The organism is Microbacterium sp. MDV22-iso44, assembly GCF_058629135.1.
In genome coordinates, this window is sequence record NZ_JBZVWS010000002.1 from 250,360 (window position 1) to 271,402 (window position 21,043).

Here is a 21,043-nt window from a genome sequence, read left to right on the forward strand (position 1 = left end):
GGAGGATCGAGCCATGCCTGACGAGACCGAGCCGCGGCAGCCGCCGGTGGACCCCCGCCTGTGGCGGTACGCCGCGGCATCCCGATCGTTCTTCGTCGTCATCGCCCTGCTGTCCCTCCTGCAGACGGCGGTCATCGTCGGCTTCGCCTTCTTCACGACCCGAGCGATCGTCGATGCGATCGCCGGGGCCGACCTGGCCGGGACCCTTCTCGCCCTCGCGGGCATCGTCGTCGCCCGCTCGGTGCTCGCGCTGATCCGTGAACGCGTCGCCGCGCGCACGTCGGCGCGCGTCGAGTCGCAGCTGCGCGCGGCCGTGCTCGACGGCGTCGCGCAGCTCGGCCCGGAGTGGACGGCGTCGCGCAGCACGTCGCACCTCGCCCTCGTGGCGGGGCGCGGACTCGACGCCCTCGAACCGTACGTCGGGCGCTATCTGCCCCAGCTCGTGCAGACCGTGATCGCGACGCCGATCCTCGTCGCGGCGATGTGGTCGGCCGACGCGATCTCGGGCCTCACGGTCCTCCTCACCCTTCCCCTCATCCCGATCTTCATGATCCTGATCGGCCTGGCGACGCGCTCCGTGCAGCGCCGCCAGTGGGAGACTCTGACCCGGCTCGCGACCCGGTTCTCCGAGACGGTGCAAGGACTGTCGACGCTCACCGTCTTCGGCCGTCAGCGTCGCGCCGCCGACGCGATCGAGCGAGTGACGGACGACTACCGCCGCGAGACGATGACGGTGCTCCGGGTCTCGTTCCTCTCGGGCTTCGCACTGGAGTTCCTCGCCTCGATCTCCGTTGCGATCGTCGCGGTCGCGATCGGGTTCCGCCTGATCGACGGCTCCCTCACCCTGAGCGTCGGCCTGTTCGTCCTCCTTCTCGCACCGGAGGCGTTCCTGCCCCTCCGTCAGGTCGGCGTGCAGTTCCACGCCGCGAGCGAGGGGGTAGCGGCCACGCGGGACGTCTTCGCTGTGCTCGATGATGCCGCCGCGGCATCCGCAGACATCGCGCCGGCACCCGCGCCGACCGGGACGGACCACGTGCTGCGCGTGCGGGACGTGCGTGTGCGCGATCTGCCGCCCGTGACCCTGGACGCGCGCTCGGGCGAGATCGTCCTGATCGAAGGGCCGAGCGGTGCCGGCAAATCGAGCCTGCTCCACGCGCTCCTCGGCTTCGCCCCCGCGACCGGACGCATCGAGTTCGACGGCGTCGCGGCGAGCTCGCTCGCGCCGTCGGCCTGGCTCGGATGGGCGGGACAGCGCGCCGGTCTCGCCGCGGGCACGGTCGCGCAGAACATCCGCCTCGGCGACGACGACATGCCGGAACGGACGGTCCGCGAAGCCCTGGCGCTCGTGGGCCTCGGCGCCCTCGACCCCGCCCGGATGCTCGGCGTGCAGGGCGCGGGGCTGTCGGGCGGGCAGGCGCAGCGCGTCGCCGTCGCCCGCGCCCTCGCCCGGCACCTCCGCGGCCACGCTCCCGTGCTCGCCCTCGACGAGCCGTCCGCGGCCCTCGATGCCGACGCCGAGGCCCACCTGTGGCGTTCCCTGCGTCAGGTGGCGGATGCCGGGGCCCTGATCGTCCTGGTCTCGCACCGTGAGAGCGCCCGGGGCATCGCCGATCGCGTCGTGCGCCTGAGCGGTGCGGAGGTCACCGCATGACGACCATGCGTGACGTCCTCCGCGACGCGGTCCCGACACCGCGGAGATTCTGGCCCGCACTCGCATCCGGGTTCCTGTCCGAAGCGTCGGCCGTCGCGCTCCTCGCCGTCAGCGCGTGGCTCATCGTCCGGGCCTCGGAGCAACCGCTCGTCATGTACGTCACGATGGCCGTCGTCGGTGTCCGCGCTTTCGCCCTCTCCCGCGCGTTCTTCCGCTACACCGAGCGCCTGTCCAGTCACGACGCCGTCCTCCGGCAGCTCGCCCGGACGCGGACCGATCTGGTGCGGCGGCTGCTCCCCCACGCCCCCGCGGGACTCGCCTCGTCATCGCGCGGCGACGCCTCCGCGGCCCTCGTCGACGACGTCGACGAACTGCAGAACCTGTCGCTCCGCGTGATCCTCCCGCTCGTCTCGTCGGCCACGGTGGCGATCGGATCGGTGCTCCTGGTCGCACTCGTGTGGTGGCCGGCCGCCCTCACCCTGCTCGCCTGCCTCCTCGGCGCCGCGGTCGCCGCCCTCGCGTGGGGCTGGGTGGCGGGGGCGCGGGCGGAGCGATCGATCGCCCCGCTCCGTGCGCGACTGCGCGACGCGGTCCTCGATCACCTCTCGCGGCTCGACGTCCTCGTCGCCTTCGGTGCGGAGTCCGCCTCGCGCGCCGCCGTTCAGGACGCGGATGCCGCCCTCCGCCGTGCCGTTCTCCGTCGGGCGGGCGCACAGGCGGGGACGGCCGCCCTCGTCTCCCTCGCCGCGGGCGCCGCGACGGTCGCCGCCCTCCTCGTGGCCGCCCCGGCCGCCGCGCCCGGTGGTCTCTCGGGCCCCGCGCTCGGCGTCGCCGTCCTCGTGCCGATGGCGGTGTTCGAGGTCTTCACGGGCGTCCCCCTCGCCGCGTCCGCCTGGCGGCAGGTGCGGGCCGCGGCATCCCGTGTCGCCGGCGTCGTGCCCGAAGAAGTCCCGAGCGAGATCCCGGCAGAAGGGACTCCGACCGGCGAGGCTCCATCACTCGGCGACGGGCTCCGGCTGCGCGGCGTCGACGTGCGCTGGCCGGGCGCCGCGGCGCCTGCGCTGACCGGCGTCGACCTCGACGTGCACCCCGGCGAGCGCCTGCACATCGTGGGTGCGAGCGGCGCCGGCAAGTCGACGCTCGCTCACGCCCTCGTGAGGTTCCTCGCCGTCACCGGCGAGTACTCCATCGGCGGACGCTCGGTCGACGAGATCGCGCCCGACGACCTGCGCCTGACCGTAGGACTGTGCGAGCAGCATCCGATGCTCTTCGACGAGGACATCCGGCAGAACCTCCTCTTCGCTCGCGACACCGCGACCGACGGGGAGCTCGAAGCCGTGCTGGAACGGGTCGGGCTCGGCGACTGGCTCCGCGCCCGCGGGGGGCTGGGCGCGCGGGTCGGCGAGCGCGGCGCCCTCGTCTCGGGCGGGCAGGCGCAGCGCATCTCCCTGGCGCGGGCGCTTCTGCGCGGGTTCCCCGTGCTCATCCTCGACGAGCCGACGGCAGGTGTCGATCCGGCCGCCGCCGATGCGCTCCTGACCGACCTGCTGGGCGCCGTCGACGGGTCGCACGCGGTCGTGCTGATCTCACACGCCGGGGTCCCGGCATCCCTCGTCGATCGCACGGTGCGCGTCGCGGGCGGACGGCTGACGCCCGCCTGAACCTCAGCGCGCCGCGGTTCAGGTCGTGGGGGCCTCGCGCTCCGCCGCCGCCGCGATGCGGTTCGCCATGCCCTTGAAGATGAACCCGTGGAAGGGCAGGACGGCGAACCAGTACAGCCGGCCGGCGAGCCCGGTCGGGAAGAAGACGGCCCGCTGCTCGTACCGCGATCCGGAGCCCTCGGGCTTCGCGCGCAGCTCGAGCCAGGCGAGCCCGGGCACCTTCATCTCGGCGCGCAGGCGCAGCAGGCGGCCCTCCTCGACGGCTTCGACGCGCCAGAAGTCGATCGCGTCGCCGGCGGCGACCTTGCCGCGGCTGCGGCGACCGCGCTGCAGGCCGACACCGCCGACGAGGCGATCCATCCAGCCGCGGACGGCCCAGAGGAACGGCGACGAGTACCAGCCGTTCTCCCCGCCGATCCCGACGATGACGCGCCACAGCTGCTCGGGGCTCGCCGACGTCGTCGCGGACTGCTCGTCGGTGAAGACGAGCCGGCCCGCCCACTCGGGGTCGCTGGGCAGCGGGTCGCTCGGCACGGAGGAGACCTCGGCGTCCTGCCAGCTGGTCTCGACGGCGTCGGCTTCGACCTTGCGGAGGGCCAGCCGCACGGACTCGCGGTACGGCGTCAAGCCGCCCTCGGGACGCGGCAGCAGGTCGTCGACGGAGTGGTCGTCCATGATGCACTCGTTCTGCAACGAGGCGATCAGCGGGCGGGCGATCGCCCGCGGCACGGGCGTCACGAGGTTCACCCAGTGCGAGGCGAGTCCGGGAGTCAGCACCGGCAGCGCCGCGATCGCGCGTTGGCGGAGCCCGGCTTCGACCGCGTACCCGTTCATCATCTGGCCGTAGCGCAGTACGTCGGGGCCGCCGATGTCGACCGCCCGATTGACCTCCGGATCCACGTGGGCCGCAGCGAGCAGGTAGTGCAGGACGTCGCGGACGGCGATCGGCTGGATGCGGTTGCGCACCCACTTCGGCGCCGGCATGTACGGCAGCACGTCGGTCAGGTGACGGACCATCTCGAACGAGGCCGACCCCGATCCGATGACGACACCGGCCTGGAGGACGAGCGTCGGCGCCCCGCTGTGCAGCAGCGTCTCGCCCACCTCGACCCGCGAACGCAGGTGAGGACTCAGCGTCACACCCGCCGGGTGCAGCCCGCCGAGGTACACGATCCGACCGACGGATGCCTCGGCCGCCGCGTCGGCGACCGTCTCCGCCGCGCGCAGGTCCTTCCTCTCGAAGTCGTCGCCCCCGCCCATCGAGTGGACGAGGTAGTAGAGCACGTCGACGTCGTCGACCGCCCGGGTCACGGCATCCGCGTCCTCGGCAGCACCTTCCACGACCTCGACCTCGCTCCCCCACACGAACGCCGCGAGTCGCGCCGGGGTGCGGACGAGGACGCGCACCCGGTACCCCGCCGACAGGAGTCGCGGGACGAGCCGCCCGCCGAGGTATCCGGTGGCTCCGAGGACGAGTGCGCGCGGCGCGGAACCATCCGGTCGAGGCCGTGCGACGAGGGCCGGTTCGCGGCCGGTGGGGGCGGAGAGCTCGCTCATGTCGCCACGATAGACCGGTCCCGACGGGGGTCGGGCCCTGCTCAGCCCGTCGTGTTTGTCAAGAGACACGCCCCGGGATGCGAGGGTCCGATCGACTACGTACCGTGGAGAGATGGCCAGGTCATCTCGCCCCTCGGTACCCCCGTCCTCCGAAGCACTGACCCGCTCCGCGCCACCTCCGCGGCTGGGCGTGGACGACGTCGTCGTGGTCGACACCAAGCGCGTCCGGACAGCGATCGGCGGCACCGTCGTCGGCAACTTCATGGAGTGGTTCGACTTCGGGATCTACGGCTACCTCGCCGTGACGATCACCGCGGTGTTCACGGCAGACCTCCCCGAACCATGGGGTCTGCTGGCCACCCTCTTCGGGTTCGCGATCTCGTTCCTGGTCCGCCCTATCGGCGGGCTCGTTCTCGGTCCGCTCGGCGATCGCATCGGACGCCAGAAGGTCCTGTTCTTCACCATGGCGATGATGGCTCTGGCAACCGCTCTCATCGGCGTGCTGCCCACGAGCGCTCAGATCGGGCTCTGGGCGATCATCCCGCTCTATGTCTTGAAGATGATCCAGGGCTTCTCCACCGGTGGCGAATACGCGGGCGCGACCACCTACGTCGCGGAGTTCTCGCCCGACAAGCGGCGAGGTTTCTGGTCGTCGTGGCTCGATCTCGGCTCGTACGTCGGCTTCGCCGCCGGTGCCTCCGTCGTCGCTCTCACGACGATCATCACCGAGTCGGTCTGGGGCGAGACCGCGATGACGGACTTCGGGTGGCGCATCCCGTTCCTCGTCGCAATCCCGCTCGGCATCGTGGCGATCTGGTTCCGCCTCAAGATCCCCGAGACCCCCGCCTACGAGAACACCGCCGGAACCGACGAGGAGCCGGATCGCGATGATCCTCTGGCACGCCATGGCATCGTCGGCATCCTTCGTCACCACTGGCGTGAGGTGCTCATCGGCATCGCGATCGTGGCAGCGACGAACACCGCAGGCTACGCGCTCACCAGCTACATGCCGACCTACCTCGAGAAGGAGGTGGGGATCTCCAACCTGGGCGCTGCTGTCGCCACGGTGCCCGTGCTCCTGGTCATGTCGGCGTGCCTGCCGTTCATCGGCCGGCTCAGCGACCGCATCGGGCGTCGACCGGTGTACATGATCGCCGCCGGCTCGACGATCGTCCTCATGATCCCGGCCTTCGCGGTCATGCAGATCGGTCAGGAATGGGCCGTGTTCATCGCCCTCGGAATGGTCGCCATCCCTGTGGCCTTCTATGTGGCCGTCTCGGCGTCGACACTGCCCGCACTCTTCCCGACGGCGTCGCGCTTCGGCGCCATGGCGATCGCCTACAACGTCTCGGTCTCCCTGTTCGGCGGCACGACACCGCTGTTCAGCCAGGCGCTCATCGATCTGACCGGCAACACCTTCATGCCGGCGTTCTACATCATGTTCTTCGCCGCGCTCGGCGGTGTCGCCCTGCTGTCGATGAAGGAGACCGCCAAGCGTCCGTTGCTCGGCTCGGTGCCGACCGTCGAGACCCGCGAAGAGGCCATCGAGGTCGTCGCTCGTCAGGACGAGGACCCGCTCATCGACACGTCGACGATGCCGATCCCCGTCCACCGGTCATAGCCGCATGCCGTACGCGCTCGACCCCGGCGATGACGGCAGCGCCGCGAAGCCCAGACGGGTGTAGAACGCCATCGCGCCGGTGTTCTCCGCCGAGGCGACGAGGTGGAGACCGGCGACGCCCCGTTCCTGCAAGGCGGCGAAGAGTGTCTCGATGAGTCGGCGCCCTGCCCCCTGCCCCTGCGCCTGCGGCAGCAGGTCGATGTGCAGGTGGGCGGGGAAGTCGGCCGCGTACCGCTCGGGCTTCTCGCCGCGGCCGTACGCGTAGAGCAGCGTGCCGTCCTGACGCGTGACCTCGGCCTCGGGCTTCGGCCAGCGGTTCGCGAACCGCGGCCACCACTCGGTCCGGAACCACTCCTCGAACCCGTCCGTATCGTCGGTCGCCACGACGTATCCCATCGGCGTCCCGTTCTCGTCCTCGACCACGAAGGCGAGGTCCGGGTGGCGTTCCACATAGGGCAGCGCCCAGATGTGGCCCCAGATCGCGTCGTCCTCGAAGATCCCGGTCGCATCGCTCCCGGCATCCGCGGTCCGCAGGCAGATCTCCGAGAGCGCCGGCTCATCGCCGGGACGGAACGGACGGATGCCTCCCGCCGCGGTCATCGCCGGCGTCCGTTCCCGAACACCCCGCGGATGACGCTGCCGATGATCGACTGGGTCGTCTTCGACCCGAGGATCTCCTCGAGAGGGGATGCCGCGCGCGTGCGGCTCGTCCGGGTGCTGCCGCCGGTGGTCCGGAGGATCCGCTCGTACTCCCGCTGGGCATCGCGCTCGGCCTTCTGCTGCGCCTTGTCTGCAGCGGCCTTCTGCTTCGCGTACTCCGCGTCGGCCTTGGCCTTCTCGGTCGCCGCCTTCGCCGCATCCGCCGCGGCATCGGCGGCGGCCATCTTGGCGCCGAGGATCTCGCGCGCGGATTCGCGGTCGACGGGAGTCCCGTAGGTCGCGAGGAGCGGAGACGCGGCGACGACGGCCTGCACGGCCGCCGCGGGCGTCGGGGACATGAGGCCCTGGGGGGCGCGCAGGCGCGTCCACGCGACCGGGGTGGGGGCGCCCTTCTCGTTCATGACCGTGACGATCGCTTCGCCCGTTCCGAGCTCCTGGAGGACGCGTTCGAGGTCGTATCCCGAGGTCGGGTACGTGCTCACCGTCGCGCGGAGGGCCTTCGCATCATCGGGCGTGAAGGCACGGAGCGCGTGCTGGATGCGCGAGCCGAGCTGACCGAGCACGTCCGCCGGCACATCCTTGGGGGTCTGCGTCACGAAGAAGACGCCGACGCCCTTCGAACGGATGAGCCGCACGGTCTGCACGATGGCGGCGGTGAACGCCTTCGAGGCGTCGCGGAAGAGCAGGTGCGCCTCGTCGAAGAAGAACACCAGCTTGGGCTTGTCGGCATCCCCCACCTCGGGGAGGATCTCGAAGAGCTCTGCCAGCAGGTACATGAGGAAGGTCGAGAACAGTTCGGGCTTGTCGGCGATCCCCGGCACCTCGAGGAGAGAGATGACACCCCGCCCGTCGGGTGCCGTCCGCAGGAAGTCGTGGACATCGAACTCCGGTTCGCCGAAGAAGACGTCCGCGCCGCCGTCGGCGAAGGTGATGAGTTCGCGGAGGATCACGCCCGCTGTCGCGGGCGACAGGCCGCCGAGGTCCTTCAGCTCGGGCTTGCCCTCGTCGCTCGTCAGGTAGGTGAGCACCGCCCGGAGGTCCGAGAGGTCGACGAGCGGCAGGCCGTGGGCGTCGGCGTAGTGGAAGACGAGGCCGAGACTCGACTCCTGCGTCTCGTTGAGCCCCAGGACCCGGCTGAGCAGGAGCGGACCGAACCCGGTGACGGTCGCCCGCACGGGGACCCCGGTGCCGATGCCGCCGAGGGCGAAGTACTCCGTGACGGATGCCGCCGGTTCCCACGCCTGCCCGATCGCCTCCGTGCGGGCCAGCAGCTTGGGGTTCGGCTCCCCCGCCGTCGCCACGCCGGTGAGGTCGCCCTTGATGTCGGCGGCGAAGACGGGCACCCCCTTCGCCGCGAGCTGCTCGGCCAACCCCTGGAGCGTGCGGGTCTTACCCGTGCCGGTGGCACCCGCGACGAGGCCGTGCCGGTTGGTCATGGCGAGCGGGATGCGGATCTGCGCGTCCGGGAGGGGGGCACCGTTCATGAGGGCCCCGAGGTCGAGGGTCGCCTCGTCGAAGGTGTACCCCTGGGCGATGCGGGCGACCTCGCCGTCGTCCAGCGGGCCCCCGGCGGGAGGGGCCGCAGCGGGCTGAGCGGATTCCGCGGCCGGAGCCTCGGCGGGTGGCTCCGCCGCAGCGGGCTCGGCAGACGCGGGCTCGGCGGGAGCGGCATCCGTCGTCACCGCCGCTGCACGCGCGGCCGCGAGGGCGGCCTGCGCGCGGGCGAGTTTCAGTTCCGCCGCGGCGGCAGCGGCTTCCGCTTCGAGGCGGGCGAGTTCGGCGGCGGCTTCATCGGCGCTCATGTCGTCAGCCTAGCGAGAGGCGTCGCTCGCGCTCCCTGACGATGGGAATCGTCAGGGCGGCGGCGACGAGCATCGTCGTGGCGACTCCGAGCACGGTCCCGCCGAGTGTGTCCGTGAGCCAGTGCGCGTGCACCTGGGTCCGACTGAAAGCCATCAGCAACGCCCAGGCGAGGCCCACGACCGCGACCCACACGCGGGGGAAGAGGATGACGGCGACCGTCGCGATCACGGCGGCATTCGCCGTATGCCCCGACGGGAACGACCCATGATCCGAGATGACGAGCATCTCCTCGGGGCGCACCCGCCCGAACAGCCCCTTCAGCAGCTGCACGACGAGGGCGCCGACGATCGATGCCGCGAGGAAGAACACGGCACCCCATGGCCGGCGTGCCAGCGCGAGCAGAGCGGCGCCGACGAGGGGGACGACGTAGGTCCCGACGACTCCTGCTCCGAGGATGTTCATGAGGAAGGAGATCGGACGGATGCCGGGCAGGAACGTCGTCACGTACGTGTTCCACCACGCATCCAGGTCGATCAGCTCCGAATCGGTTGATTCGACCGCGATGCCGGTCGCGACGGCGACCACGAGGAGGATCGCGCCGATGACGGCCAGGCGCAGGCCGATGCCGATCTCGTGTTCATGCGTGGGCACTCTCGTCATGCGCTCATCCTGGCCGACATCCCGCCGACGAACCTGCCCCTTGCGCTCGCGGCCGTGGAATGTCGCAGGGTCACGGGAACCTATGAACGACGCCCATCCAGGGCCCCCGCAGATGCAGACGAATAAACTCGAACCGGCGCGCCCGCGCCCTCCCATCCCGACCGACGAGGCCACTCCCATGACCCCGAACGACCCTGCCGGAAAGCGGACGAGCGGCAACCCCGCGACGCAGGCCCAGCTGAACCTGACCGTCAAGCAGCAGCGCGAGCAGCAGAAGCAGCAGAAGCTCGCCGAGTACCAGCGTCAGCTCGCCAAGCGCCGCCGCACCAAGGCCACCTTGTGGATCGTCGGGTCCACCGCCGCGGTCCTCGTGGTGGGTCTCGTCGTGGCCTCGTTCCTCCTGACGCCGCGCCCCGTGTCGATCGCCCGTGGAGACGGGGACGGCAGCGGCATCCGCGGCGTGCAGACCTTCGACCACACGGCCACCCACGTCGAGGGCGCCGTCGATTACGAGCAGACCCCGCCGGCCGGCGGCGACCACAACGCCGTCTGGCTCAACTGCGGCGTGTACACGCAGCCGGTGCCGAACGAGAACGCGGTCCACGCCCTCGAGCACGGCGCCATCTGGGTCACCTACGACCCGGCCCGGGTCGACGAGGCGGGCGTCGCGGCGCTCGATGCGCAGCTGCCCAAGGACTACACGGTCCTCTCCCCCTACGAGGGCATGGACACCCCGATCGCCGTCAGCGCGTGGAACGCGCAGCTGAAAGTCGACTCCCCCGACGACGAGCGCATCGGCGAGTTCGTCAAGGCCTACTGGCGCAACACCAACGGTCCCGAGCCCGGCGCGGCGTGCACGGGTGCCCTGGACGCCCCCGGCAAGCAGTGACGACCGAGACCGTCGGCGACGAGCCGGGCACCCCGCGCACCCTCCCGCCGTGGTGGGTGGTGCTGCTGGTCGGACTCGCCGTCGCCGCGGTCGCGTTCTCGATCGGCCGCTTCTCGACCTTCGGCATCGCCGGATCCACGCCCGCCGAAGGCTCCGCGGACGCCGGCTTCGCCCGTGACATGCAGGTGCACCACGCGCAGGCGGTCGACATGGCGATGACGATCTACGCGGAGACGGACGACGAGGAGCTCCGGGCCCTCTCGTACGACATCGCGACGGGACAGTCGTCCCAGCGCGGCGAGATGCTCGACTGGCTCGTCCAGTGGGGGCTCCCGCAGTACGGTGACGCACCGATGGCGTGGATGTCGGCATCCGGTTCCGGTCACGCCCATGGAACGGCCTCGGACGCGCCGCAGACCGACGAGCAGGTCCGCGAGGCGATGGGCATGGCCTCGGACGACGAGCTGGCCGCCCTGCACAGCGCGACGGGCAAGACCGCGGACTGCATGTTCCTCTCGCTCATGATCCGCCACCACGAGGGCGCGATCCCGATGGCCGAGGCCGTCCTCGAGCTCGGCACCGACGCGCGCGTGAAGACGGTCGCCGAGAACATGAAGAAGGGTCAGACCTTCGAGATCGAGGCCATGACCTCGATGCAGCAGCGCCTCGGCTGCAGCTGACAGTCACGAACGAGAAGAGGGGGATGCCGGTGGCCACCGGCATCCCCCTCTTCTGTCGTTTCGGCGATCAGCCCTTCGTCGCCCCGGCCAGGAGGCCGCGGACGAAGAAGCGCTGCAGCGCGAAGAACACGATCAGCGGGATGAGGATCGAGATGAACGTACCCGCCGACTGCAGGAACCACTTGTTGCCCCAGGTCCCCGACAGCGAGTTGAGGGCCTGCGTGATCGGCAGCGCACCCGGCGAGGCGAAGATCGTCGCGACGAGCAGGTCGTTCCAGACCCAGAGGAACTGGAAGATGCCGAACGACGCGATCGCGGGAGCAGCCAGCGGCAGGATGATCCGGAAGAACACCTGGCCATGTCCGGCACCGTCGACGCGCGCGGCTTCGATGATCTCGCCCGGGATCTCGGCGATGAAGTTGTGCAGCATGAACGTCGCCAGCGGCAGCGCGAAGATCGCGTGCGCGATCCACACGCGGGCGAAGCTGTAATCGACCTCGTTCAGACCGAAGCCGGGGAAGATCGGCACGTCATTGATGCTCAGGCCGTCCGAGAACAGGCTGAGCAGGGGCACGAGGGCCATCTGCAGCGGCACGATCTGGAGCGCGAAGACGAACACGAACAGCGCGCTGCGCCCCTTGAAGTCGATCCACGCGAACGCGTAGGCCGCGAGGGCCGCCATGACGATCGGGAACACCGTCGCGGGGATCGTGATCGCGAGCGAGTTCACGAAGGCCGAGGCGAGCGTCGTGGACGTCCCGCCCGAGTTCAGCGCCTGCATGTAGTTGTCGAGCGTGAACTTCGGATCGGTGAACGCCGTCCACCATCCGCTCGTCTGCGTGTCGCTTCCGGGGCGGAACGAGGTGACGAACAGACCGAAGGTCGGGATCGTCCAGAAGATCGCGATGATGGCCGCCGCGATCGTGGCGCCCTTCGACGTGAGCTTCTTGTGGGCGATCGCCTCGTTGCGGCGGGTGTCGCGCGCGACCTGGCGCGCGGTGCGGTTGTCGACCGGCGTGGTCGGGGCTGCCACGGTCATCAGCGGATTTCCTTCTGCTTGGCCATCGATCGGGCGTTGTAGACGATCAGCGGCAAGACGAACAGGAACAGCACAACGGCCAGCGCGGACGAGTGTCCGAAGCTCTGGAACCGCTGCTGCTGGTTGACCATCTCGAACCCGAGGACGGTCGTGTCGTCGCGACCACCGGTCATGACGGCGACGATGTCGTAGACCTTCAGCGAGGCGATCGTCACGGTGGTCAGCACGACGATCAGCGACGAGCGGATGCCGGGCACCGTGACGTTGCGGAAGCGCTGCCACGCGTTGGTGCCGTCGAGCTCGGCGGCCTCCATCTGCTCGACCGGGACAGCCTTGATCGCGGCCGAGAGGATCACCATCGCGAAACCGGTCTGCGTCCAGATGAAGACGACCAGCAGCATGAGCGTGTTGATGACCGGCTTGATGGCGAGCCACTGCACCGGATCGCCGCCGAAAGCGGTGACGATCGCGTTGAGGAGGCCGATCTGGTCGCCCTGGCGGGCGTCGTACATGAACTTCCAGATGATGCCGGCGCCGACGAACGAGATCGCGACGGGCATGAACACGAGGACCTTCAGCAGCTTCTCGCCCCGGGCCCGGTCGATGAAGACCGCGTAGGCGAGACCGATGACGACCGAGATCGTCGGCGCCAGCAGCGCCCACAGGATCGTGTTGACGATCGAGGCCGTGCCGGTGGGGTTCGTGAAGACCCAGATGTAGTTCTCGAGGCCCACGAACTCATCGCCCGTCTTGTCGAAGAACGATTTGAAGATCGTCGCGATCGCCGGGTAGACGAGGCCGAGGATCAGCATGATGCTCGCCGGGGCCATGAAGAGGATGAGCTGGAACAGGTATCCCGCGCCCTGACGGGAGCGGAAGTCCGCGAAGAAGAGCAGCGCCCCGACGAGGAGCGCGATGGCCACCACGTAGACGACGGCGTTGGCGTACGGACGCAGCAGCAGGAAGGCGAGCACCGGGATCACGAGACAGGCGACCAGCCGCATGATGAAGTAGCCGCGCCCGGGGCGCGGCGCGAACTCGATGAGCACCAGGATGATCGCCACCACGAGGCCGAAGACCAGCAGGATGACGGGGATCTGGATGAGCGGGTTCAGCGCGCCGAGCCACAGGAAGAAGCTGTTGAGCGAGAAGCCGATCGTGATGCGCGCCGATTCCTCGGTCGAACCGGTGAAGGCGAGCAGGAAAGCGACCAGAGCGATGAGGATGAAGCCTGCGGCGACGACGATCTTCGTGATCGATCGACCCCTCGGGTCTTGAGCGTGGGTGGTGACGGCAGGTTCGGTGTCGACGGGCCTGTCGACGGTCGTCTGCGACATGCGGGTTCCCTTCTGGGTACAGCGGCGTACCCGTGCGGTACGGACGGGAGAAGCGGGGCCGGGCTTTGGAAGCCCGACCCCGCTCGGCTCAGCCGATCGTCAGGCGACGATCAGTTCTCGTAACCGGCCTGGATGTCGGAGAGCACCGTGTCGGTGTCCTTGCCGTCGATCCAGTCGACCATGCCCTTCCAGAACGAGCCCTGACCCACCGTGGCGGGCATCAGGTCGGATGCGTCGAAGCGGAGGACCGTGGAGTCGTCCTGCAGCGTCGTCATCGCTTCCTTGAGGAACTCGCTCGAGGCGAGGCTGGGGTCGGCCTTCTTGTTGGCCGAGATGACGCCACCGAGCTCGACGCGAGCGTCAGCGAACTCGGGCGATGCCATGAATTCCAGGACCTTCTGCGTCGACTCGTCGTCCGAGAAGCCGGCGACGAACTCGCCGCCGCCCTCGATCTGGAGCTCACCCTCGGTGTAGCCGGGCATGATGAACGCGTAGACGTCACCGTCGGGCGCGACCTCGGGGGTCTTGCCGTCCGCGGTCTTCACGTCGAGGAAGTTCGCCGACAGGAACGAGGCCTGGTGGGTGAGGGCGCAGTCGCCGCTCGCCACGGCCGCCGCGACATCGCCGAACGCCGTCGAGTTGATGCTCTTCACGTCGCCGTAGCCGGCGTTGACGTAGTCGGGGTTGAGGAGGATCTCGCCGACCGCGTCGAACGCCTTCTTGATCTGCGGGTCGGTGAACTTCACGTCACCGGCGACCCACTGGTCGTAGACGTCGGCACCGGACTGGCGCAGGACGAGGTCCTCGACCCAGTCGGTGCCCGGCCATCCGGACGCCGCCTCGGACGAGAAGCCGGCGCACCACGCGGGCTTGCCGGTGGTCTCGACGATCTTGTCGGAGAGGGCGATCATGTCGTCCCACGTCTTGGGGACCTCGACACCCCACTCCGCGAACTGCTTCGGCGAGTACCAGACGTACCCCTTCAGGTTCGCGAGCATCGGTGCCGCGTAGAAGGTGTCGTCGAAGGTGCCGTACTTCTTCCAGTCGGGCGACCAGTTCTCGTCGACGGCCTTCTCGACCGCTTCGGGAGCCTTGAGCACCTTCCCGGTGTCGACCAGGGTCTTCAACAGACCCGGCTGCGGGACGACCGCGATGTCGGGGGCGTCGCCACCGGTCACCTTGGTGACGATGTTGCCCTCGAACGACTTGTCGCCGACGTACTCGACGGTGATGCCGGTGTCCTTGGTGAACTGGTCGAAGGACTTGTTGAGGGCGTCTGCCTCGCCGCCCGTGATGCCGCCGGAGATGCGGACGGTCTTCTTCGCCTCGCCGCCGCCGTTTCCGCTGCCACCTTCCGCACACCCTGCCAGCATCAACGCTGCCGCGCCGAGAAGGGCGACGGGGGCAAGAAGACGGTATCGCTGTGACAATGCCATGTACTTCTCCTCTTTCGGGATCATCGTCCGCCCAGAGGAGCCTTGGCCGCATCCTTGGGGAACCGATTCCAGGACAACCTACTTGGCCGAACACTCTCCGCACAACTGCGAAATATCAAGGTTCTGCAACCATTGTGCTTTCGGTTATGATCCGCATGGGATCGCTCCCATGAACTGAGGATGGAACCGGTTCCCTTCGCGGCCGCCACCGACTACGCTGAGTCCTCGACCACGGGGACAGGTCATGACGGGGTCGAGGAGGACCGATGAGCACCATCGCCGACGTTGCACGCGAAGCCGGCGTCTCCAAGGCGACGGCCAGTCGCGCCCTGACCGGCAGCGCACAGGTGTCCCCGGCCACACGACAGCGGGTCCACGAGGCCGCACAGCGCCTCGGTTACGTCCCCTCGACCAGCGCCGTCAGCCTCGCCACGGGGCGAACCCGCAACATCGGCGTCGTGCTCCCCCACGTGAACCGGTGGTTCTTCGCCGAGGTCCTCGAGGGCATCCAGGCATCCCTGTTGGAACGCGGGCTCGACCTGACCCTCTACGACGCGACGCCCGGCAGCGCCGGCCGTCGGCGCGTCTTCGACGACTTCCTCTCCCGCAAGAGGTTCGACGGCCTCATCGCCGTCGGCCTCGAACCCGCCGCGAGCGAGACCGAGGCGCTGCTGGCCCTCGACCGACCCGTCGTCAGCGTGATCGGCACCGAGCAGACCACGAGCCTCGTCACGCTCGACGATCGGCTCGCCGCCGCCCTCGCGACATCCCATCTCATCTCGCTGGGACACCGGCGCATCGCCTTCCTGGGCGGCACGTCCTCGAGCCACTGGCCTCACGTCGAGTCCGCCCGCTTCGATGGATATGCGCGGGAGATGCACGACTCCGATCTCGGCGCGCAGGTCACCCGCACACCGGCGGAACTGTCGATGCCGGCCGGCTACGAAGCAGCCGTCGACCTCCTCAGCGATCCGTCGGAGCGCCCGACAGCCATCGTGGGGGCCTGCGACGAAGTGGCGATCGGGGCCATCATCGCGGCGCGACGTCTCGGCATCCTCGTCCCGTCCGAGCTCAGCGTCATCGGCATCGACGACCACGTCAACGCCGAGATGTTCGCCCTCACCACCCTTCGCCAGGTGCCCCGCGAACAGGGGGCGACGGCGGTGGAACTGCTCATGCGCCACATCGAGGACGCGACGCTCGACCCCGTCACCGTGATGATCCGGCCGCGCCTCGTCGTCCGCAACTCGACGGCGCCGCGCTCGGGCGCGACCGCCGCTGCGGTCCGCGACTCAGGGCTCTCCCGCATCGCCGAGTCCTGACGGTTCACCGCCGGGCCGGTTAACGCCGGAAGGCTCCGGATGCCGCGGCATCCGGAGCCTTCCAGTGAAGGGATTCGCCTTACTTGACGGAAACCGTCGCGCCGGCGGCCTCGAGGGCCTCCTTGGCCTTGTCGGCAGCTTCCTTGTTCGCGCCCTCGAGCACGGCCTTGGGAGCACCGTCGACGACGGCCTTGGCCTCGCCGAGGCCGAGCGAGGTGAGCTCGCGGACGACCTTGATGACCTGGATCTTCTTGTCGCCGGCAGCCTCGAGGATGACGTCGAAGGAGTCCTTCTCCTCAACCTCTTCAGCAGCAGCGCCACCGCCGGCACCGGCAACGGCGACGGGGGCAGCAGCGGTGACGTCGAACTTCTCCTCGAACGCCTTCACGAACTCGCTGAGCTCGACGAGGGTGAGGCCGGCGAACTGCTCGAGCAGCTCCTCGGTGGAAAGCTTCGCCATGATGTATCTCCTAGATAGATGGGGTTTGTGTAAAAGAGCTCGCTCGTCGCTTACGCGGCGTCAGCGGTCTCCAGCTTTTCGCGAAGCGCGTCGATGGTGGCGGCAGCCTTGCCCATCGTCGCCTTCATCATGCCCGCAGCCTTCGCCAGCAGAACCTCACGGCTCTCGAGCGAGGCGTACTTGTTGACCTCGTCGGCAGTGAGGGCGTTGCCCTCGAAGATGCCGCCCTTGATCACCAGAAGCGGGTTGGCCTTGGCGAAGTCACGCAGAGCCTTGGCAGTGGCGACGAAGTCACCGTGCACGAAAGCGACGGCCGAGGGGCCCTTGAGGTCCTCGTCCAGAGCCGTGATCCCCGCGCTGTTCGCGGCGATCTTGGTCAGCGTGTTCTTCACCACGGCGTACTGCGCGTCCTGACGGATGTTGTTGCGCAGCTCCTTGAGCTGGGCAACCGTCAGACCGCGGTACTCGGTCAGCAAGACGGCGTTCGAGTTCTCGAAGTTCTTCGTGAGCTCGGCGACCGATGCATCCTTCTGCGCCATGGTCACTCCTTGATGTGTACGAGACGTCCCGCGGCAGCGGGACATCGACCTCGACGGTCGGGCTGCATGAGAAAAGCTCCGGCGCAAGCGCACGGAGCTTTGGGCCCGGTTTCCCGGAAGTCTGTCGTACACCTGCGTGGGCCCCTGCGATGCAGAGCTTCGATCGCATGCGCGGACGCACGACGATGACCGACGGTCTTTGGCTTGTCCCCCAGTGTACGTGCCGCCGCCCGGCGCGCCAAATCCCGGCGCCCGCGCCCGTGTGTGCGCCGCGCGCCCGGGACGCGAGAGCGCCGCTTCGTGCCGAGTGCGCCTGCTATTGCCCGGCAAGAAGGGGCCTTCTCGGCAAGAAGAGACGCTCTCGCGAGGTTGGGAGGGTGATGCGGAAGGCCCGCAGGCGGTCAGCGAGCGCATCGGGGGTGACGACGTCGCGGCTGGCGCAACGCAACACCCGTCGGCCCGTGACGCCACGCACCCAGTCCTCGCGTTCCTTCTCCGCCAGAAGGATGCCGCTGAGCGGGCGCCCGGCGGTGAGCGCGGGGTCCGTGTACTTGCCGTCGCCGTCGCACTCGAGGAACGCGTCCGCCTCGACGAGTTCAAGGTCCATCCAGTATGTGCCGGTGCCGGCGGGCACCTTCACCTGGAGGCCGGGCTGCATGAAGCCCAGCCGCCGCACCTGCAACTTCGTCACCGACTCGAGCGGCAGCTCCGATCTGCCGTCGAGCACCTCGACAACGTCGCGCGCCGCCCGCACTCCCCGCTTTCCGGAGCTGCGCCGCAGCCGCTCCCGCAACCGCTCTCGAAAAGCATCTCCGCCCGCCACGTCATAGCGCCGCGGCGGGCCGGCCACACGTTGCATCGCCGCGTCGGCCGCCGCCACGGCCACTTCGAGGCTCGCGCCGCGCAGTAGATCGCTGACCGTCCGCTCGAGACTCGTGCACGGGAGTCCGTCCACCGTGACGATGTCCACATCGTCGACCGCGTCACGATGTCGTCCGACCGTGGGTCCGCTGTGCCGACCCACCCCGGCGTCGACCGCGTGCACGCGCTGGACGAACAGCCGGTAGAGAGGCAATCCGTGGAGGACCGCGGCCGAGGTGAACGAGAACACCGGCGGTGCCCCGGCATCCGATGACACCGCGGCGATGTGGAGGCGGTGCTGCGATTCGGGCCACAGGTCCCGCCAGGTCCCGCCGTCGCAGTACCACCCCCTGCGCACCCGCACGAGGTCGCCGCCCCGGAGCGCGTCGTCGATGTCCCGTCTGCTCCACCCATCGAGGACGAGGTCGTCTCGACGCCGCAGCGCCGACGCGGCGGCAGCCAGGTCCAGTTCTCGCATCCCCCGAGCGTGCCGCCCGGTCCGCCCGGACGACACGCGCACGTCGCCCTTCCGGACAGCCCCGGTCGCCTCGCCCGTGTGGAGGAGGCACGAAAGCGCGTCCCCGTACCGAAAGCGAGGGCGGATGCCGCGCCACAGCCGACGCGCTCGACAGGACCGCGCGCTCTCGGGCCCCGGCGCTGCGCCCGCTCGCGAGCGCTCAGCGCGTGCTGAACGCGGCGTCGAAGGCGGCGGCGGACGGCTCGTAGGTCGACAGCCGCCGAACGAAGGCGAGAGCCTCGGGGGCGCCGACCAGGCGGTCCATGCCCGCGTCCTCCCACTCGACGGAGAGCGGACCGGTGTACCCGATCGCGTTCAGCATGCGGAAGGCGTCCTCCCACGGCACGTCGCCGTGGCCCGTGGAGATGAAATCCCACCCGCGCCGCGGATCAGCCCAGGCGAGGTGGGACGACAGCCGACCGTTCCGACCGTTGCCGAGTCGCTTCTTCGTGTCCTTGCAGTGGACGTGGATGATGCGGTCGCGGAAGTCCCACAGGAACGACACGGGGTCGAGGTCCTGCCACACCATGTGGCTCGGGTCCCAGTTGAGTCCGAACGCCTCGCGGTGCCCGATGGCCTCGAGCGCGCGGTGAGTCGTCCAGTAGTCGTAGGCGATCTCGGATGGGTGCACCTCGTGGGCGAACCTCACGCCGACCTCGTCGAAGACGTCGAGGATCGGGTTCCAACGCGCGGCGAAGTCCTCGTAGCCCGCATCCACCATGTCCTGGGATGCCGGCGGGAACATCGCGACGTACTTCCAGATCGACGACCCCGTGAACCCGGTCACGATCTTCACGCCGAGCTTCGCCGCCATCCGGGCGGTGTCCTTCATCCCCTCGGCCGCACGCTGCCGCACCCCCTCGGCCTCGCCATCACCCCACACCCGGTCGGAGAGGATGTCGCGGTGCCGCTGGTCGATCGGATCGTCGCAGACCGCCTGCCCGCCCAAGTGGTTCGCGATCGCATGCGCCTGCAGGCCGTTGCGTTCGAGGATGTCCCGACGACTCCGGACGTACTCCGCGTCGTCCCAGCGGGAGACGTCGAGGTGGTCACCCCAGCAGGCGATCTCGAGTCCGTCGTACCCCCACTCCCCGGCGAGGCGCGCGACCTCATCGAACGGCAGGTCGGCCCACTGGCCGGTGAACAGGGTGATCGGTCGCGCCATTGCAGATCCTTTCGTGGATGCGGGTCGCCCCGCGGGTCAGTCGTTCGTCGGCACCCAGCGACTGCCCGCCGCCGAACTGCGTTCCACCGCGTCGAGGACGCGCTGCACATGGAGACCGTCCGCGAACGAGGGTCGAGGCGCGACCCCCTCGGCGATCGCCGTGGTGAAGTCCCGCACCTGATGCGAGAACCCGTGTTCGTATCCGAGGATGTGCCCCGTTGGCCACCACGGCTCGAGGTAGGGATGACCGTGTTCGGTGACGAGGATGCGGCGGAAGCCGAGCTCGGTCTCGGCGGCGGTCGCGTCGTAGAACTCGAGCTCGTTCAGCCGCTCGAGGTCGAAGGCCAATGCGCCGCGGGTGCCGGACACCTCGACCCGGAGGGCGTTCTTGCGCCCGGTCCGGTACCGGGTCGCCTCGAAAGAGGCGAGGGCGCCGGAGCTGAGCCGGCCGGTGAACAGCGCGACGTCGTCGACGGTCACCCGTCCGCGCTCGGCGCTCGCGGTCCCCGACAGCCCGATGCCCTCACCCAGGAGCGGCCGTTCGTGGACGAGCGTCTCGACGATGCCGGACACGCTGTCGACCGTCTGTCCCGTGATGAACTCGGCCAGGTCTACGGCGTGCGCGCCGATGTCGCCGAGCGAGCCCGAGCCGGCCTTCTGCTTGTCGAGTCGCCAGGACATCGGCGCCTCGGCATCCATCAGCCAGTCCTGCAGATACTCGGCGCGCACCTGGCGGATGTCGCCCAGTCGACCCGCGGCGACCAGGTCGCGGGCGAACGTCGCCGCCGGCACCCGCCGGTAGGTGAAGCCCACCATCGAACGGATGCCGCGCGCCTCGGCGCGAGCCGCGGCCTGCGTCATCGCCTCGGCCTCGGCGACGGAGTTGGCCAGCGGCTTCTCGCAGAGCACGTGCTTGCCCGCCGCGAGTGCGGCGATCGCGATCTCGGCGTGGGTGTCGCCGGGGGTGACGATGTCGACCACGTCGACATCGTCCCGGGCGATCGTCGCGCGCCAGTCGGTGGAGGACTCCGCCCAGCCCCATTTGGCCGCCGCCGCCGCCGTCGACCCGGCGTCGCGGCCGGTCACGACGTGCAGGACCGGGTCGAGCGGCAGGTCGAAGAACCTCGGCGCGACCCGCCAGCCCTGTGAATGGGCGGCACCCATGAAGCCGTGGCCGATCATCGC

General features: G+C 69.6%; 18 protein-coding genes. 6 read left to right on the forward strand and 12 right to left on the reverse strand.

From position 1 onward, the window contains the following. Window positions 1-13: 13 nt before the first annotated feature. Together cydD and cydC are read left to right on the forward strand one after the other, a co-directional pair. On the forward strand, window positions 14-1,651 hold the full coding sequence (gene cydD, locus AC4NN1_RS07960; RefSeq protein ID WP_491954982.1) for a thiol reductant ABC exporter subunit CydD: 1,638 nt from the start codon (window positions 14-16) through the stop codon (window positions 1,649-1,651). Then, entirely contained in the window at window positions 1,648-3,312 is a 1,665-nt protein-coding gene (cydC, locus tag AC4NN1_RS07965) for a thiol reductant ABC exporter subunit CydC (RefSeq protein ID WP_491954983.1), read from the forward strand. The genes cydD and cydC overlap by 4 nt, the downstream gene beginning before the upstream one ends. An 18-nt stretch (window positions 3,313-3,330) precedes the next feature. On the opposite strand, the gene AC4NN1_RS07970 is transcribed toward cydC, so the two are convergent. After that, on the reverse strand, window positions 3,331-4,869 hold the full coding sequence (locus AC4NN1_RS07970; RefSeq protein WP_491954984.1) for an SDR family oxidoreductase: 1,539 nt from the start codon (window positions 4,867-4,869) through the stop codon (window positions 3,331-3,333). A 190-nt stretch (window positions 4,870-5,059) separates the two neighbouring features. Here AC4NN1_RS07970 and AC4NN1_RS07975 point away from each other — a divergent pair, with 190 nt between their 5' ends. Then, window positions 5,060-6,490: an MFS transporter gene (locus tag AC4NN1_RS07975; RefSeq protein ID WP_018186989.1), complete on the forward strand. Its 1,431-nt coding sequence runs from the start codon at window positions 5,060-5,062 to the stop codon at window positions 6,488-6,490. Here AC4NN1_RS07975 and AC4NN1_RS07980 read toward each other — a convergent pair. From AC4NN1_RS07980 to AC4NN1_RS07990, 3 genes are read right to left on the reverse strand one after another with little or no spacing between them, the layout of a single operon-like run. Continuing rightward, entirely contained in the window at window positions 6,485-7,090 is a 606-nt protein-coding gene (locus tag AC4NN1_RS07980) for a GNAT family N-acetyltransferase (protein ID WP_491954985.1), read from the reverse strand. The two genes, AC4NN1_RS07975 and AC4NN1_RS07980, sit on opposite strands and share 6 nt — an antisense overlap. After that, window positions 7,087-8,952, reverse strand: coding sequence for a helicase HerA-like domain-containing protein (locus AC4NN1_RS07985; protein ID WP_491954986.1), 1,866 nt, complete (start codon window positions 8,950-8,952; stop codon window positions 7,087-7,089). The genes AC4NN1_RS07980 and AC4NN1_RS07985 overlap by 4 nt, the downstream gene beginning before the upstream one ends. A gap of 4 nt (window positions 8,953-8,956) precedes the next feature. Continuing rightward, window positions 8,957-9,613 carry a phosphatase PAP2 family protein gene (locus AC4NN1_RS07990; protein ID WP_018186986.1) on the reverse strand — a complete coding sequence of 219 codons (657 nt, stop codon included), beginning with the start codon at window positions 9,611-9,613 and terminating at the stop codon, window positions 8,957-8,959. Between the two features lie 178 nt (window positions 9,614-9,791). On the opposite strand from AC4NN1_RS07990, the gene AC4NN1_RS07995 reads away from it, so the two are divergent. Continuing rightward, on the forward strand, window positions 9,792-10,502 hold the full coding sequence (locus tag AC4NN1_RS07995) for a thioredoxin-like domain-containing protein (RefSeq protein WP_491954987.1): 711 nt from the start codon (window positions 9,792-9,794) through the stop codon (window positions 10,500-10,502). Beyond that, a complete protein-coding gene (locus AC4NN1_RS08000; RefSeq protein ID WP_311859180.1) occupies window positions 10,499-11,182 on the forward strand; it encodes a DUF305 domain-containing protein in 684 nt (227 codons plus the stop codon). The genes AC4NN1_RS07995 and AC4NN1_RS08000 overlap by 4 nt, the downstream gene beginning before the upstream one ends. A 67-nt stretch (window positions 11,183-11,249) precedes the next feature. Here AC4NN1_RS08000 and AC4NN1_RS08005 read toward each other — a convergent pair whose 3' ends face one another. The 3 genes from AC4NN1_RS08005 to AC4NN1_RS08015 form a co-directional block, all read right to left on the reverse strand. Beyond that, window positions 11,250-12,221, reverse strand: coding sequence for a carbohydrate ABC transporter permease (locus tag AC4NN1_RS08005; RefSeq protein ID WP_336126288.1), 972 nt, complete (start codon window positions 12,219-12,221; stop codon window positions 11,250-11,252). Then, entirely contained in the window at window positions 12,221-13,558 is a 1,338-nt protein-coding gene (locus tag AC4NN1_RS08010) for a carbohydrate ABC transporter permease (RefSeq protein ID WP_018186982.1), read from the reverse strand. Before AC4NN1_RS08010 ends, AC4NN1_RS08005 begins: the two co-directional genes overlap by 1 nt. Window positions 13,559-13,668: 110 nt before the next feature. Beyond that, window positions 13,669-14,994, reverse strand: a complete 1,326-nt coding sequence (locus tag AC4NN1_RS08015; RefSeq protein ID WP_026302873.1) for an ABC transporter substrate-binding protein — start codon at window positions 14,992-14,994, stop codon at window positions 13,669-13,671. Window positions 14,995-15,260: 266 nt separating this feature from the next. Here AC4NN1_RS08015 and AC4NN1_RS08020 point away from each other — a divergent pair, with 266 nt between their 5' ends. Beyond that, entirely contained in the window at window positions 15,261-16,316 is a 1,056-nt protein-coding gene (locus AC4NN1_RS08020; protein WP_363457274.1) for a LacI family DNA-binding transcriptional regulator, read from the forward strand. A 79-nt stretch (window positions 16,317-16,395) separates the two neighbouring features. Here AC4NN1_RS08020 and rplL read toward each other — a convergent pair whose 3' ends face one another. From rplL to AC4NN1_RS08045, 5 genes are all read right to left on the reverse strand, one after another. After that, window positions 16,396-16,776: a 50S ribosomal protein L7/L12 gene (gene rplL / locus AC4NN1_RS08025; protein WP_018186979.1), complete on the reverse strand. Its 381-nt coding sequence runs from the start codon at window positions 16,774-16,776 to the stop codon at window positions 16,396-16,398. A 50-nt stretch (window positions 16,777-16,826) separates the two neighbouring features. Beyond that, complete coding sequence (gene rplJ / locus AC4NN1_RS08030; RefSeq protein WP_018186978.1) at window positions 16,827-17,315, reverse strand: 50S ribosomal protein L10; 489 nt, start codon at window positions 17,313-17,315, stop codon at window positions 16,827-16,829. A gap of 316 nt (window positions 17,316-17,631) precedes the next feature. After that, a complete protein-coding gene (locus tag AC4NN1_RS08035; protein WP_336126282.1) occupies window positions 17,632-18,654 on the reverse strand; it encodes a hypothetical protein in 1,023 nt (340 codons plus the stop codon). Between the two features lie 199 nt (window positions 18,655-18,853). Next, window positions 18,854-19,858, reverse strand: a complete 1,005-nt coding sequence (locus AC4NN1_RS08040) for a sugar phosphate isomerase/epimerase family protein (RefSeq protein ID WP_336126280.1) — start codon at window positions 19,856-19,858, stop codon at window positions 18,854-18,856. A gap of 36 nt (window positions 19,859-19,894) precedes the next feature. Beyond that, a complete protein-coding gene (locus AC4NN1_RS08045; RefSeq protein WP_491955209.1) occupies window positions 19,895-21,040 on the reverse strand; it encodes a Gfo/Idh/MocA family protein in 1,146 nt (381 codons plus the stop codon). Window positions 21,041-21,043 lie beyond the last annotated feature (3 nt).

Excerpts from the sequence above, each read along its gene's own strand:
- AC4NN1_RS08040 (WP_336126280.1), bottom strand. The coding sequence starts at position 19,858 with ATGGCGCGACCGATCACCCTGTTCACCGGCCAGTGGGCCGACCTGCCG.
- cydD (WP_491954982.1), top strand. The coding sequence starts at position 14 with ATGCCTGACGAGACCGAGCCGCGGCAGCCGCCGGTGGACCCCCGCCTG.
- rplJ (WP_018186978.1), bottom strand. The coding sequence starts at position 17,315 with ATGGCGCAGAAGGATGCATCGGTCGCCGAGCTCACGAAGAACTTCGAG.
- AC4NN1_RS07970 (WP_491954984.1), bottom strand. The coding sequence starts at position 4,869 with ATGAGCGAGCTCTCCGCCCCCACCGGCCGCGAACCGGCCCTCGTCGCA.
- AC4NN1_RS08035 (WP_336126282.1), bottom strand. The coding sequence starts at position 18,654 with ATGCGAGAACTGGACCTGGCTGCCGCCGCGTCGGCGCTGCGGCGTCGA.
- AC4NN1_RS07995 (WP_491954987.1), top strand. The coding sequence starts at position 9,792 with ATGACCCCGAACGACCCTGCCGGAAAGCGGACGAGCGGCAACCCCGCG.
- AC4NN1_RS08015 (WP_026302873.1), bottom strand. The coding sequence starts at position 14,994 with ATGGCATTGTCACAGCGATACCGTCTTCTTGCCCCCGTCGCCCTTCTC.
- AC4NN1_RS08020 (WP_363457274.1), top strand. The coding sequence starts at position 15,261 with ATGAGCACCATCGCCGACGTTGCACGCGAAGCCGGCGTCTCCAAGGCG.
- rplL (WP_018186979.1), bottom strand. The coding sequence starts at position 16,776 with ATGGCGAAGCTTTCCACCGAGGAGCTGCTCGAGCAGTTCGCCGGCCTC.
- AC4NN1_RS08045 (WP_491955209.1), bottom strand. The coding sequence starts at position 21,040 with ATGATCGGCCACGGCTTCATGGGTGCCGCCCATTCACAGGGCTGGCGG.
- AC4NN1_RS08005 (WP_336126288.1), bottom strand. The coding sequence starts at position 12,221 with ATGACCGTGGCAGCCCCGACCACGCCGGTCGACAACCGCACCGCGCGC.
- AC4NN1_RS07985 (WP_491954986.1), bottom strand. The coding sequence starts at position 8,952 with ATGAGCGCCGATGAAGCCGCCGCCGAACTCGCCCGCCTCGAAGCGGAA.
- cydC (WP_491954983.1), top strand. The coding sequence starts at position 1,648 with ATGACGACCATGCGTGACGTCCTCCGCGACGCGGTCCCGACACCGCGG.
- AC4NN1_RS07990 (WP_018186986.1), bottom strand. The coding sequence starts at position 9,613 with ATGACGAGAGTGCCCACGCATGAACACGAGATCGGCATCGGCCTGCGC.
- AC4NN1_RS08010 (WP_018186982.1), bottom strand. The coding sequence starts at position 13,558 with ATGTCGCAGACGACCGTCGACAGGCCCGTCGACACCGAACCTGCCGTC.
- AC4NN1_RS07980 (WP_491954985.1), bottom strand. The coding sequence starts at position 7,090 with ATGACCGCGGCGGGAGGCATCCGTCCGTTCCGTCCCGGCGATGAGCCG.